Origin of the sequence: Psychrobacillus sp. FSL H8-0483, from assembly GCF_038637725.1 — a bacterium.
GTDB lineage: Bacteria > Bacillota > Bacilli > Bacillales_A > Planococcaceae > Psychrobacillus.
In genome coordinates this window covers 37,644-50,975 of sequence record NZ_CP152052.1, presented here as the reverse complement: position 1 = coordinate 50,975, position 13,332 = coordinate 37,644, and the positions used below count along the sequence as shown (strand labels likewise).

Annotated in this window: 17 protein-coding genes; 1 reads left to right on the top strand and 16 read right to left on the bottom strand. The window is 36.0% G+C overall.

The annotated features are described in order from the left end of the window. Positions 1-2: 2 nt before the first annotated feature. The 7 genes from MHB48_RS00240 to metG form a co-directional block, all read right to left on the bottom strand. A complete protein-coding gene (locus MHB48_RS00240) occupies positions 3-176 on the bottom strand; it encodes a small, acid-soluble spore protein, alpha/beta type (protein WP_340916609.1) in 174 nt (57 codons plus the stop codon). A gap of 352 nt (positions 177-528) precedes the next feature. After that, positions 529-792 (bottom strand): Veg family protein, encoded by a 264-nt coding sequence (locus MHB48_RS00235; protein ID WP_053591096.1) that lies wholly within the window; start codon positions 790-792, stop codon positions 529-531. Positions 793-946: 154 nt separating this feature from the next. Further along, positions 947-1,825 (bottom strand): 16S rRNA (adenine(1518)-N(6)/adenine(1519)-N(6))-dimethyltransferase RsmA, encoded by an 879-nt coding sequence (gene rsmA, locus MHB48_RS00230; RefSeq protein WP_342599632.1) that lies wholly within the window; start codon positions 1,823-1,825, stop codon positions 947-949. 3 nt (positions 1,826-1,828) lie between these two features. Then, a complete protein-coding gene (rnmV, locus tag MHB48_RS00225) occupies positions 1,829-2,389 on the bottom strand; it encodes a ribonuclease M5 (protein WP_342601268.1) in 561 nt (186 codons plus the stop codon). Positions 2,390-2,638: 249 nt separating this feature from the next. Next, entirely contained in the window at positions 2,639-3,850 is a 1,212-nt protein-coding gene (locus MHB48_RS00220; RefSeq protein ID WP_342599631.1) for a ubiquitin-like domain-containing protein, read from the bottom strand. 132 nt (positions 3,851-3,982) lie between these two features. Beyond that, positions 3,983-4,753, bottom strand: a complete 771-nt coding sequence (locus MHB48_RS00215) for a TatD family hydrolase (protein WP_342599630.1) — start codon at positions 4,751-4,753, stop codon at positions 3,983-3,985. Positions 4,754-5,031: 278 nt separating this feature from the next. After that, entirely contained in the window at positions 5,032-6,984 is a 1,953-nt protein-coding gene (gene metG, locus MHB48_RS00210; protein ID WP_342599629.1) for a methionine--tRNA ligase, read from the bottom strand. Between the two features lie 341 nt (positions 6,985-7,325). Here metG and MHB48_RS00205 point away from each other — a divergent pair, with 341 nt between their 5' ends. Next, positions 7,326-7,601, top strand: coding sequence for an AbrB/MazE/SpoVT family DNA-binding domain-containing protein (locus MHB48_RS00205; RefSeq protein ID WP_342601267.1), 276 nt, complete (start codon positions 7,326-7,328; stop codon positions 7,599-7,601). Positions 7,602-7,645: 44 nt separating this feature from the next. Here the strand turns inward: MHB48_RS00205 and rsmI are convergent, their stop codons facing one another. From rsmI to tmk, 9 genes are all read right to left on the bottom strand, one after another. Next, on the bottom strand, positions 7,646-8,524 hold the full coding sequence (gene rsmI / locus MHB48_RS00200) for a 16S rRNA (cytidine(1402)-2'-O)-methyltransferase (protein WP_342599628.1): 879 nt from the start codon (positions 8,522-8,524) through the stop codon (positions 7,646-7,648). Then, positions 8,487-8,789 (bottom strand): GIY-YIG nuclease family protein, encoded by a 303-nt coding sequence (locus MHB48_RS00195; protein ID WP_342599627.1) that lies wholly within the window; start codon positions 8,787-8,789, stop codon positions 8,487-8,489. The genes rsmI and MHB48_RS00195 overlap by 38 nt, the downstream gene beginning before the upstream one ends. Further along, positions 8,776-9,522 carry a tRNA1(Val) (adenine(37)-N6)-methyltransferase gene (locus tag MHB48_RS00190; RefSeq protein ID WP_340916580.1) on the bottom strand — a complete coding sequence of 249 codons (747 nt, stop codon included), beginning with the start codon at positions 9,520-9,522 and terminating at the stop codon, positions 8,776-8,778. The genes MHB48_RS00195 and MHB48_RS00190 overlap by 14 nt, the downstream gene beginning before the upstream one ends. Before the next feature lie 64 nt (positions 9,523-9,586). Further along, on the bottom strand, positions 9,587-9,949 hold the full coding sequence (yabA, locus tag MHB48_RS00185) for a DNA replication initiation control protein YabA (RefSeq protein ID WP_342599626.1): 363 nt from the start codon (positions 9,947-9,949) through the stop codon (positions 9,587-9,589). Positions 9,950-9,958: 9 nt separating this feature from the next. After that, positions 9,959-10,789 (bottom strand): stage 0 sporulation family protein, encoded by an 831-nt coding sequence (locus MHB48_RS00180; protein WP_342599625.1) that lies wholly within the window; start codon positions 10,787-10,789, stop codon positions 9,959-9,961. Beyond that, positions 10,782-11,789, bottom strand: a complete 1,008-nt coding sequence (gene holB / locus MHB48_RS00175) for a DNA polymerase III subunit delta' (RefSeq protein ID WP_342599624.1) — start codon at positions 11,787-11,789, stop codon at positions 10,782-10,784. The genes MHB48_RS00180 and holB overlap by 8 nt, the downstream gene beginning before the upstream one ends. A gap of 57 nt (positions 11,790-11,846) precedes the next feature. Further along, positions 11,847-12,287, bottom strand: coding sequence for a YaaR family protein (locus tag MHB48_RS00170; protein ID WP_342599623.1), 441 nt, complete (start codon positions 12,285-12,287; stop codon positions 11,847-11,849). 24 nt (positions 12,288-12,311) lie between these two features. Further along, complete coding sequence (locus MHB48_RS00165; protein ID WP_142643831.1) at positions 12,312-12,641, bottom strand: cyclic-di-AMP receptor; 330 nt, start codon at positions 12,639-12,641, stop codon at positions 12,312-12,314. A 47-nt stretch (positions 12,642-12,688) separates the two neighbouring features. Continuing rightward, positions 12,689-13,330 (bottom strand): dTMP kinase, encoded by a 642-nt coding sequence (gene tmk / locus MHB48_RS00160; protein ID WP_342599622.1) that lies wholly within the window; start codon positions 13,328-13,330, stop codon positions 12,689-12,691. Positions 13,331-13,332: the final 2 nt, after the last annotated feature.

Below are 13,332 nucleotides of genomic sequence, written 5' to 3'. Positions count from 1 at the left end.
ATTTACTTTGGCAACTTCGATTGCTGTTCAGCCATTTCAATTGCTCGCTTTACCATATTACCTGCATCACGTGATTTTATTCCACCCCAGCCTTCGGTCTTGACTACCTCATAAAATCCAAGATCTTTTGCAATCTCTTCTTTTAATTCTTTAGACATAATACCTTTTCTAGCCAAATGGGGAATCCTCCTTTTCAAATACGCCTCGGTGTATTTTCATCTAGATTTTGATTTGTGGTTGGACCTGCAGGATGCAGGACAGTCAGTTACTCTCGCGTGAGTACGACGAACATAAGCTAACATCCTAATGCAAAATCTGTGCCATCCGCCTGAGGCAGTAACTTTATTCAGCTTGTATCTTTACTTCTCGCCACTGCGCAAGCTCGTTGCAAATAAACATCACTGAATTAAGTTGAACAACTAGCTTTATAAGTATGTCCGGAAAACAGAAAAAAACTCCTTTTCTATTCAGCTGAACAGAGAAGGAGTTTTTTAAATATAAAAAATCGAAAATAAAAGTTCTAAACAATCATTTCACAACTATTAAATTATTTGCTTCATCAAAAATAGTGATTTCTACTGCTTCTGTCAAAATGTCTGCATAACTATAAGATACACGTTCAAAAGAATTTTCATCTTGATCCAAGTCGATAACGAATACAGCATGGTAAGTTTCTCTTAATACACCGGCACGTTCGATTGTTTTCTTTCGTCCTCCGTTTGCTTTTAACTGCAAACGTTTGCCTAAATGATGATCTAATGACTTCTTAATATCAGCTAAAGTTTTTGGCATTTCGCTTACACCTCACTGAATACTATGATAACATCGTTTATAATTTTTGTCAAACAAAATATTTTAACAATCATAACACATATTTGTCAACGTTTTTATTATTTATATACAACACTTTTATTTATAAACATTACTAATATTGTAACAAGTGTTATTAATGAAAATGAGGATATAGCTCATCCGCTAGTTGACCAAATTCTACGATTGATAAAGTTTCGCCTCTTCTTGTTGGATCGATATTCACTTTTTCTAATGATTGAATGATTAACTCTTTTTTCTCTTTCCCGTTTGGTAAAGAGGACTGCAGATTATTAATAATTGTTTTTCTTCTTTGAACAAACGATCCTCTTGAAACTTTAAATAAAAAGTCTTCATCAATTACATGGACGGGAGGTGTCTCATGTCGAGTAAGTTTTATAACCGCAGAATCCACATTAGGCTGAGGCATAAAAACAGCCTTTGGAACAACCATTGCTACTTCCGCTTTCATATAGTATTGAATAGCTATCGACAGCGAACCATATGCTTTTGTACCTGGTGAGGCAGTAATTCGATCCGCTACTTCTTTTTGCATCATGACAACCATTCCACGAATTGGTAAACGGTCCATTAATAATTTCAGTAATATTGGTGTTGTTACATAGTATGGTAAGTTCGCTACGACCATTACATCTTGAAAATCAGAAAGTTTTTCTTTAAAAAGTGCTTTTACATCTGCTTCTAAAATATCGGAATGAATAATTTCAACATTGTCATAAGGTGACAATGTGTCTTCTAAAACAGGCAGCAAACGTTGGTCAATTTCAAAAGCTACAACTTTTCCAGCTGCTCTAGCTAAATGCTCCGTTAAAGCTCCGATTCCCGGTCCTACTTCAATAGCAGCAGAATCCTTTGTCAGATCTGCATGACCGACAATATTCCGTAAAATATTTGGATCGATTAAAAAGTTTTGACCTAAACTTTTTTTAAACGAAAAACCATATTTCTTTAAAATTTCTTGTGTTCGAATTGGTGTTGCGATGTCTTTATGCATAATTTATTTATCCTCCATATTGAGCTGCAAGATTGCTTCCTCTAGCTGCTGTATACTAATTTGAAAAATGGAAAGGCGCTTTTGCAACTGCTTTCCATTTGTATATCCTATTTTCAATAGTTCTCCAAGCCTTGTTCTTCGTTCTTTAGAATTTGGATGACCAATAAGCTTTCCATCTACTAAAACTTCTAATGGAATACTCGGTGTTACATCGACATCGGACTTTGGAGTATATACATTCGCCAGTGCACCGCGAATATCCTCATCTTTTGCATGTTCAATCCCTAACCCTTTTCCATTTTTAGCAATTGTTTTTTCTTTTGATAAAAACGCATGCTTTACACCTTGAACATGCTCTTCAATAATCGCGCGTATACGTCTTCCTGGATAATCGGGATCCGTAAAAACAATGACACCTCTTTTATCTTGCGCATGTTGGATTTTAATCAGCGTCTCTTTTGAAATAGCTGAACCATTGGTTTCAATTGTGTCTGCTTCTACAGAACGTTTAATAGCAGTTGTGTCATCTTTTCCTTCTACGACTATGACTTCTTTTATTCGCAAACCAACTTCCTCTTTTCTGTCTTCCTTTTGACCTCTATCATAACGCAAAAAAGCTCTCCCTATCAACGAAAGGGAAAGCTATAAGAAAATCTAATATCTCTTTGCACATTTGCTTCTAAATTTTTATCAAACCAGCTTGATATATTGCTCAAAAAAACTGTGACAATCGCTAGAGGCATTGGGCAACTGGATATTGGATACCTCGGCGTTGCTCGGTTCAGCAGGGTTTTCTCCCTCCGCTGAATTAAGTTAATTTAACACTTTAATACGTACTTTTTTGCGACCATAGTCGTAAGCCTTTGTTTTAGACGGCATAAATAGATCAATTTTTTTTCCTTTAATTGCACCACCAGTATCTCCAGCAACGGCATATCCATAACCATCTACCCAGACCTTAGATCCTAGTGGAATAACGTTAGGATCCACTGCAATAACTTTTACATCTGGATTGGATCTCAAGTCGATACCTGTTGCAGTAACGCCAGAACACCCATTACAGTAAGCAGTATAAGCTGTTGAGGTTACGAAAAATTCATTTCCTTTTGTAGACGCAGCAGCAGCCGACTCCCCACGGGATACACTAGCAGTTATTACCTTCGTACCCACTGCCACAACTTTTTTCGTCGGCTTTTTGGTGATCTTTTCACCCATTACATTACGGGATACTTCTACACCATTTTCTTTGATTACTTCATAAGTACGTGAAACGGATCCTTTTTCACCCGCTTGCACAACTTTTTCTTTTCCCTTAAGTAGCGAGTCATCTTTTTTCGTTTCTACTGCAAAGTTTGTTTCTTCCTCAACTACATCGGTGACCTTTTCTACTCGCACTACTTGTATTACAGAATTAGGAAGTACTAATTCATCCATTTCCTGTTCCACTCGGTCGAATTCATTCATTTGAATGTTATGTTGTTTTAAAAAGTCAGCGACCGTAGTCGAAGTGGACCATACCTTCGTCTCTTTCTTGCCATCTAAAAGCGATAGTTCAAATGCTTTTTCAATTGCAATTTTGTTATCAGGTCCAACCTCTGCATCCGCAGCAGGCGTTATTGCATCATGTTCATTTACTTGAACCTTTGCCTTTGCTAGTACTTCTGAAACTAAATCAGCAGTGGTGGTGATTGTTTGATTTTTCCCATCTACTGTGATTTCTATTTGTCTTGCCTGCTCCCACTCAATCGATAAATTATTTTTGATTGACGTGTTCACTGAGGGGTGTAAATAATCTTCGTTGGTAACTTTTAAGTTATTTTGGTCTAAAAGTTCTCCAACTGTATTTGCATGCGTTAATATCTCTTGTTGTTCACCGTTAACAGTTAAGACAACGGTTTTCTTTGTTCCTTCGAATAAAACGAAAGAAACGACTGCAAGAAACAATAGTAAAGATACTATAGCTACTAGTGTTCGCTTGCTCCTCAATGAATGAAAGAACAGATTTTTCATGGAAATATTTGTCATGAAAAACGCCTCCTTGTTCACTCGAGTGATTATATAGAGTACTTTTCAACTTGTCAACAGTTTAGGATTTTTCACACTATTCAAACACGCAAAAGCCTTACTCCCCTAACAGTGTGGTAAAATTTCCAAATTCTAATCAACCAGATGAAAAAAATTCTTTGCATTGGTTGTCGTTGCCTCTGCCACTTCTTCAATTGATACCCCTTTTAAACGTGCAATTTCTTCTGCTACAAGTGTCACAAGTGCAGGTTCATTTCTTTTTCCACGATGGGGATGTGGGGCTAAATAAGGAGCATCTGTTTCAATTAATAAATACTCTAAAGGAATTTCTGTTGCTACCTCTTTCGGTTTCTTTGCATTTTTAAACGTAACTGGACCTCCAAGTGAAATCAGAAAGTTCATTGCAATACATTGTTTCGCTGTTTCTACACTTCCACCAAAACAATGCATTATTCCGCCTGTGAGGTGTGCTTCTTCTTCTTTTAAAATACGAACCACATCTTCTGTTGCGTCTCGATTATGTATGATAATCGGTAAATTTACTTTTTGGGCTAGGCGAATTTGTTTTCGAAATAGAACCTGTTGTACTTCCTTTGGTGACTTATCCCAATAATAATCGAGTCCTGTTTCTCCAATTCCAACTACCTTTTTATGCGCTGAAAGTTCTTCAATCCACTGTAAATCTTCTTCCGTGCAATCAATTGCATCTACAGGATGCCATCCAATTACGGCATATATGAATTCGTACTCTTCCGCTAACTTCATTGCTCTTTCAATTGTTTTCCGGTCAAACCCTATAACAACCATCTGATTTACATTTGCTTGTAGAGCTCTTTCTATTACTTCCTGAAGGTCTTCATCATATTGATCTGCATTTAAGTGTACATGTGTGTCTATAAACATAATATTGTCTCCTCGCAATAGTTTCTCTTGATATTAAAGTTAATTTATGTTCCTCACAATACTATTACAATTCCATAAAAATAGGGACGACTTTCACTTTTCTTATTACCTTTTCCCTTGCTGCTAACAAGTTATTTCAATATAATAAATCTTCAATAGTATTTCAAAATATTATTCATATGAAAAAACCTGCCACTTGAGCGACAGGTCTTTTCTAACTTAAATCAGCCGGTCTAAGTACTGCTGAACGCAAATACGCCAAGACGTATTTGATTTTATTATTTCACGGTTGCGCCATTTTCGAGTTTTTCATCTACTGTAGCGATTGTTAAATAACCATCTTTTTCACCAGCTAGAATCATCCCTTGTGACAATTCTCCTCTAAGCTTTACTGGTTTCAAATTAGCAACAACAATTACTTTTTTACCAATAAGATCTTCTGGTTTATAATGCTGTGCAATTCCTGAAACCACTTGACGCTTTTCATATCCCATATCTACTTGTAATTTTAATAACTTATCAGCTTTTGGAATTGGTTCGCATTCTATAACCGTAGCTACTCGCAAATCTACTTTAAAGAAATCATCCACTGTAATTTCTTCTGAATCTGGTTCTTCTTCCACTTCTTCCTGTGGTGTTTGTACAGAGCCACGCATTTGCTCACGAATATATGCAACTTCTACCTCTACATCTAGACGCGGGAAGATTGGAACTCCAGTATTAATGACTTCTGTTCCATCTTTAATAACATTAAATGAACCTAAGTGATTCCAGTTTAAATGCTCCTCTGATAGACCAAGCTGCTCGATAATCTGTCTTGGACTGTTCGTCATAAATGGTTGAATTAAGGTCGCAATTTGACGCAAGCTTTCTGCCAAATTAGTCATTACAGCTGCCAATTGACCTTTCAACTCTTCCTCTTTTGCAAGTATCCAAGGTTGTGTTTCATCAATATATTTATTTGTACGAGAAACTAGTGACCATACATCACCTAACACAATGCTAAATTGCATTTTCTCCATGTTTGCTTCATATTTTTCTACTGTTTCTTTTGCAAAATCCTGAAGAACTGCATCGAACTCAGTAGGCTCAATTTGTTTCGCTGGAATTTTACCTTCAAAATATTTATTAATCATCGAAACAGTTCTATTTAATAAGTTTCCTAAATCATTCGCCAAATCGAAGTTAGTACGTTCTACAAATGATTCTGGAGAAAATACGCCATCTTGACCAAATGGAAGCTCTCTCAATAAGAAATAACGTGTTGCATCTAATCCAAAACGCTCCACTAACATCTCTGGATATACAACGTTCCCTTTAGATTTAGACATTTTACCATCTTTCATCATAATAAATCCGTGTGCGTATACCTTTTTAGGTAGTGGTAAATCCAGTGCCATTAAGAAAATCGGCCAGTAGATTGTATGAAAACGAACAATATCCTTTCCTACTACATGCACATCCGCAGGCCAGAACTTTTTAAACAATGAATCGTCATCTGACATATAACCAAGTGAGGTAATATAGTTTGTTAAAGCATCTACCCACACATAAATAACATGCTTTGGATCTCCTGGTACACGAATTCCCCAGTCAAAGGAAGTTCGGGAAACAGAAAGATCTTCTAAACCAGGCTTAATGAAATTATTAATCATTTCATTTTTTCGAGATTCGGGTTCAATAAATTCTAGATTATCTTCATAGTATGCTAATAAGCGATCCGCATATTTCTTCATATTAAAGAAGTACGACTCTTCTTTTACCTTCTGAACGGGACGACCACAGTCTGGGCAATTACCATCTACTAATTGTGTTTCAGTAAAAAATGATTCACAAGGTGTACAGTACCAACCTTCATACTCCCCTTTGTATATATCTCCGTTATCTAAAAACTTTTGAAAAATCTTTTCGACAATTTTTGTATGGCGTTCTTCTGTTGTTTGAATAAAGTCATCATAGGAAATGTCCATTAAAGCCCATACTTTTTTAGCAGCTTCTGCAATTTCATTTACATATGCTTGAGGCTCCATTCCTGCCTCTTGTGCTTTTTCTTGAATTTTTTGACCATGTTCATCCATTCCTGTAAGGAAGCGAACGTCATACCCTCTTAATCTTTTGTATCGTGCCATTGCATCGGAAGCTACGGTTGTATAAGCAGTACCAATATGAAATTTCCCACTTGGATAATAAATGGGCGTTGTTAAATAAAATGTTTTCTGTTGTTCTTTCAATGTAATATTGCCTCCAATGCTGAATCTTCTATATTCTTTATTCTATCGAAATGAAGTACTTGTTTCAATCAATACATCCAGACAACATTGTCGAATATTATTTGATTTTGTGAGTTTCCAATTATTTGATAATATAGGAAGATAATTACTTTTACGAATATAATGTATCATTACATTATCATTTAAGAGTAATATATATCATTTTTTTACTATAAAATAAGAAAATATTAAAAGTTTAATTATTGACGAAAATGGTAGTACTTGGTATGATAGAGTACATAAAAGAGATTATGTCGAATTTTGACGAAAAATACTCACTCTTGAGAGGGGCAAAATTTATTATGAAATCTACAGGTATTGTTCGTAAAGTTGATGAATTAGGTCGCGTAGTTATTCCGATTGAACTTCGTCGTACACTAGGTATTGCAGAAAAAGACGCATTAGAAATCTACGTGGATGATGATAAAATTATATTAAAAAAATATATGCCTAATATGACATGTGCTGTTACTGGTGAAGTATCAGATGACAACCTACGCCTGGTTGGCGGTAAATTAATCCTAAGCCCTGAAGGTGCAGAACAACTTATTAAAGAAATTCAGAATAACCTTAAATAATAGAACAAAAACATCCGTAGCCTTTCGGCTTACGGGTGTTTTTATTAATTTACATGGTAATTTTGATAAACATCTCTTTTCGATAAACCTCTTTCAATCGCCACTTCTTTAATTGCATCTTTCGAATGATATTGCTTATCTTCTATGATACGATCCACGTGCTGTTCAATGCTTAAATCGGCCCACCATGGTTTATCTTCGAGTTCTACCACTTCTTCATGGCTGCCTTCTATCACAATACAAAATTCTCCACGAATTTCAGACTGTTCTACCCATTCAACAGCTTCATCAATCGTTCCTCTTAGAAACTCTTCGAATTTTTTCGTTAACTCTCTTGCTAATACTATTTGACGAGTGCCTTCCATAATTGATTGCATATCTTTTAGAGAGTCCTTTAAACGATGGGGGGATTCATACAAAATAATTGATTCTTGCCTTTTTTGCAGCTTTGTAATTTCTGCTTTTCTCTCCTTTTTATTTCTACTTAAAAAACCGTAAAAGAAGAATGGTTGTGTCGATAGTCCTGAAGCAATTAATGCACTAAGTGCTGCATTCGCTCCTGGAATCGGAACTACTGCAAATCCTTCACTAACAGCTTTTGCAGCAATATCTGCTCCTGGATCTGAAATACAAGGAAGTCCTGCATCACTCACTAATGCGATACGTTTGCCTTGTCTAAGTAGCTCTAATATTTTTTCTCCACCTACTTGTTGATTGTGATCGTGATAACTCATAAGTGGTGTCGATATCTCAAAATAATTACATAGTTTTTTCGTATTTCGCGTATCTTCCGCTGCAATTATATCTACTTCTTTTAATATTCGAATAGCACGCATCGTCATATCTTCTAAATTACCGATGGGTGTTGCAACTAAATATAAACAGCTACTTTGTTCGTGTTCGATCGATTTCTGAGATTTCATCGTTTACTTCCCCTCCCATATAATGAGTTTTTTGTTTTCTAGTTAGCTGTTTAAATGCATATTCTGCCTGCATTGCCTCTTGTTTGGTTTCATATATTTCACTATATATACAGGTAACTGGTCTCTTTGCGCGTGTATATTTGGCTCCCTTACCTTCATTATGCACAGCAATTCTCTTTTCTAAATCATTCGTGTAACCTGCATAATACGAGCCGTCATTACATTCTAAAACATAAAATGTGTGGACTTTCTCATTTCTCTCCATATAACAGCTCTTTTACTTCTTCGGTGTATTCTCCATCTTCTCCGTAAACATAAAGTGGAGGTAAAATTTTCAAATCTGGCTTCCCGTCTTTAATTCCTTCAATTAATAATGTATTCGCTTCCTTACCTTCCTTTGGATAGACAAATCGTATTCGTTTTGGCTCTATGCGATTAGCTCTCATTGCAGTTACAATATCAAGTAATCTCCCGGGACGATGTACAAATGCAGCTTTTCCACCTTGCTTCAATAACTCACTAGCAGAACGTACCGCTTCCTCTAACGTAAGATGGATCTCATGTCTTGCGATAGCTAAATGTTCTTTTAAGTTTTTTTCACTCGCTTCATGAGCAGGAAAATAAGGTGGATTACATGTCACAACATCATACTTTTCAGAGCCGATTTGTGTTGCAATTCCTTTTACGTCATCCTGTTTAATCGTAATTTGTTCAGCCAATTGGTTATATTGAACACTTCTAGTAGCCATATCTGCTAGTCTTTCCTGTAATTCAATTCCTATTATTTCTGCTTTTGTCCTGGCACTTAAAAATAATGGAATTGCACCATTACCCGTGCATAAATCCACTATTTTCCCTCTCTTTATTGGTACATATGTAAACCTTGCTAGTAAAACGGCATCCAATGAAAATGAAAAAACAGAAGGACTCTGAATGATTCGTAAATCTTCTGCCAACAAATAATCGAGTCTCTCATCATCCTTTAACCATTGTTCCATAATTAATTCCTCCAAGCAAAACAAAAGACTGACACCCACTTATGGAGTGGCATCAGTCAATTGATTAGACGTTTTGTTTATTTAGAAATGACAAGCAGAATAGACAATCTTCTTCTTTGCGAGAACTTCCGAAGTGGACATGGCATACATGAAAACCTTCTTGATATAGTCGTGCTAAATTATCATAGCCTTCTCCAATATCAGTTTTGGTTAATTGTACTTGTGCTTCTCGCATTTTTTCGTGCAATGCTTCTTTTTCATGCATTTCATCGAGTCTTTGTCTTAAATGATTGTTTTCTTGTTGCAGCGCCTGACGTTCCTCTACCATTATCGCTACAAATTCTTTTAAAGCGCGAAATTGCAGCTGCGTGGACTCTAATTGTTTTTCAAATTCTATAATTGTATCAAAAAAATTACGGTCCATCACACATTCACCTCATTGCCCTGACCATTGTACTGGATTTTCAGCATGTTTAATAATTTCTTCTAATGTGTAATCTAATACACGTTGTGGATCACTAAGCTCTATACGCAAAACTCGCTCCAAAATATTCATACTAACGACTCTTCCTAGACCATCTGGTGTCTCAATTTTTTCACCAATATCCGGCATTTGTTCTCTTGCTGTTTCATACTCATCATTTTCATACTTTAAACAGCACATAAGGCGACCGCATAATCCTGAAATTTTGGAAGGATTTAATGATAAATTTTGATCTTTTGCCATTTTAATAGATACTGGTTCAAAATCACCTAAAAATGTAGAACAGCATAACATACGACCACAAGGACCAATGCCTCCTAGCATTTTTGCTTCATCACGGACTCCAATTTGTCTAAGTTCAATTCGAGTTCTAAATACAGAAGCTAAATCTTTTACTAAATCACGAAAATCTACACGACCTTCCGCGGTAAAATAAAAGATAATTTTGTTTCTGTCGAATGTATATTCAACATCCACTAGCTTCATCTCTAGTTCTCTTTCTAAAATCTTTTCAGTACCTAGAGCTAGAGCCTGGGCAGATTCTAGTCGATTTTCTTCTACTTGAATACGGTCTTTATCAGTAGAAGGTCTTACTACTTGTTTCAAAGGAAGTACTACATCGTGCTCCCCTACCTGCTTAATCGGTACAACAACTTTTCCGTACTCGACCCCTCTAGCAGTTTCAACGATGACATAGTCATCTTTATCTAAGGAAAAATCCACTGGATCAAAATAATATATTTTACCCGCTTTTTTAAAGCGAACTCCTACAACGTTATACAAAAGTAGATCCCTCCTGCAGGTTTAGCATTAACTGTTCCATCATCAGTGTCCGGTTCATATTTTTATGCAAGTTTTGCTTAGCATGTAAAATCATTTCTAATTGCTTCGATAATTGCTCATACGTAGTATGTAAAGCGACCTGATTCCAATAATACGACATATCCGGATAAGTACAAACTGCGATTGGACTTGCTTTTATAGCTACTATATCACGATAAGCGAATAGTAGTAAATCTAATGCTTGTTCTGCTTGTTCTTTCTCTTTCAACAGTGGAGCAAAATCTTCATGAATACACATCAATGCATCTTGGACACTTTTACCACTTGCTTCAACCAATTTTAACACTGATTTCCTTGCAAGTCCAAATTGCTCGTCCTTCGCTAAAAAAATTGCCTCTTCGACTTGATTCGTCATGCGACAAACAGTAGAAGCCATGGATTCTGTTATTCCTTCATCCACTAATTTCTGTTTCAACACGGATTGTGGCATAGCAGACAAATTTAAATGCTGACATCTTGAACGAATTGTTGGGATTAAAGCATGCATTCTATCTGTTAAAAGTATTGCGGTTACTTCCCCTTGTGGCTCCTCTAAAAACTTAAGTAAAGTATTTGCTGCACTAGCATTTAGTTGATCTGCATGATGGATGACATATATTTTCCTTCCTTGTTCTATGGAAGTTTTACTCATCTCATGTATTAACTCGTCTATTTGTCCTCTTTTTATAAATTGACCATCTGGTTCAAGCTGCATAAGATTTAGATGATTATTTGATTTCAATCTTTTACAACTTCGACATGTTTCACATGGAACATTTTTTGTCGGATTTTCGCATAAAATAAGTTGAACAAAAAATTGCATTACCTTTGTTTTTCCTGTCCCTTTGGCTCCTTCTATTATATAAGCATGTCCAATACGACTTTTCAAAACAATGGATTGTATTTGTTTAATCGCTACTGGCTGTAATCTTTCTACTTCTTCAATCGACCAGTTTTCCATGTATCACACCTCGTTTCAAAAAACCCGTGTCTCGCATTGAGCGAAAACACGGGAAATTTACGTGTATAAATTTATAAGTAGTCCTTTTATTTCACCAATTTTATCTAATAACTCAATAGAGCTTTTCTCTTGGCTGAGAATTTCTTCTGCTAATTCAACTAGTTTTTCATCAATTGTCTCAACAATTTTTAGTTTTCTACCTTCACCAAAACGATTCCAGGTGTGTGATTGTTTTAACCCCATTCCAAAGTCCACAGCTTCATGTAAAAACTTTCGAATGAGCATTTTAAATTTTGCCATATCACGTAAGTTTCTAGAACGGGCAAGACGATCTCCTGCAGTTGAAACATCTCCTAACAGTTTAGTCATTGTCTCTGTCTGCATTCTTTGTTCCTGCTTAGAAACCATTTGTCCAAATTTTGTAGATACAGGGCTATTCTGAATAGCATCTTTTCGTAAATTATCTCTTCCTACTCGTAAATCTTGATTTATTTTCAACGTTTTCTATCCCTTCCTTCATTATTAAAAATGATGGAATTGTTCAATTGGTAGAACAAATACTGTGGCTCCTCCTACTTCGACCTCTACTGGGTATGGAATGTATGAATCTGCATTTCCTCCCATTGGAGATACAGGTGCAACCATTTGCTCCCTTGCTCTACAATTATCTCTTATTAACTCTAGTGCAGAAGATACTAACGAGTCATCGGTACCGATTAAAAAGGTAGTATTTCCAGATCGTAAAAAACCACCTGTACTTGCAAGTTTTGTTGCTCTAAACTTCGCTTTCGTTAACGCATTAGATAATCTGTTACTATCCTGATCCTGCACTACCGCTACTATCAATTTCATCGAGACTCACCCCTGTTAATTTTTTCTTCTTTCCATTATAACACGAATTATCTAATAACTTCTAATTCCTTTTTTATTACCAAATATACTTCTTCTAATACTGCTTCTACTGAACGTGAAGCATCAATCACTTGGATGCGATTTGGGTATAGATCAACAAGGGACAAATAGCCTTCTCTTACTTTTTCATGAAAAGAGAGGCTCTCCACATCTAATCTATTTTTTTCCCGATCATTATGGGCATTAATTCTCTCAAGCCCAACACTCGGTTCGATATCAAATAGAATGGTCTTGTCTGGCATTGTTTTACCAATCGCAAATTTGTTAATTGTTAAAATCTCTTCTACACCAATACCTCTTGCAAAACCTTGATAGGCCAGAGAACTATCTATAAAGCGATCACAAATGACAATCTTCCCAGCTTCTAAAGCAGGTTGTACTTTCTCAACTAAATGCTGTCTTCTTGCTGCTGCATATAGTAAAGCTTCCGTACGACTATCCATCATTGTATGCTCATTATCTAAAATTATGTTTCGAATTTTTTCAGAAATCATAATTCCACCAGGCTCTCTTGTCATAACAACATCATAGCCTTCTTCATTTAATTTCTTCCCAAGTAATTGCATTACTGTAGTTTTCCCTGCACCTTCAGGACCTTCACTTGAAATAAAATACCCTTTTTTCTGCACAA

Coding starts and splice junctions, on each gene's coding strand:
- holB (WP_342599624.1), bottom strand. CDS start 11,789: ATGGAAAACTGGTCGATTGAAGAAGTAGAAAGATTACAGCCAGTAGCG.
- rsmI (WP_342599628.1), bottom strand. CDS start 8,524: ATGAAATCTCAGAAATCGATCGAACACGAACAAAGTAGCTGTTTATAT.
- MHB48_RS00235 (WP_053591096.1), bottom strand. CDS start 792: ATGCCAAAAACTTTAGCTGATATTAAGAAGTCATTAGATCATCATTTA.
- MHB48_RS00205 (WP_342601267.1), top strand. CDS start 7,326: ATGAAATCTACAGGTATTGTTCGTAAAGTTGATGAATTAGGTCGCGTA.
- rsmA (WP_342599632.1), bottom strand. CDS start 1,825: ATGCATAAAGACATCGCAACACCAATTCGAACACAAGAAATTTTAAAG.
- MHB48_RS00190 (WP_340916580.1), bottom strand. CDS start 9,522: ATGGAACAATGGTTAAAGGATGATGAGAGACTCGATTATTTGTTGGCA.
- MHB48_RS00195 (WP_342599627.1), bottom strand. CDS start 8,789: ATGGAGAGAAATGAGAAAGTCCACACATTTTATGTTTTAGAATGTAAT.
- MHB48_RS00165 (WP_142643831.1), bottom strand. CDS start 12,641: ATGAAATTGATAGTAGCGGTAGTGCAGGATCAGGATAGTAACAGATTA.
- MHB48_RS00215 (WP_342599630.1), bottom strand. CDS start 4,753: ATGTTTATAGACACACATGTACACTTAAATGCAGATCAATATGATGAA.
- MHB48_RS00220 (WP_342599631.1), bottom strand. CDS start 3,850: ATGACAAATATTTCCATGAAAAATCTGTTCTTTCATTCATTGAGGAGC.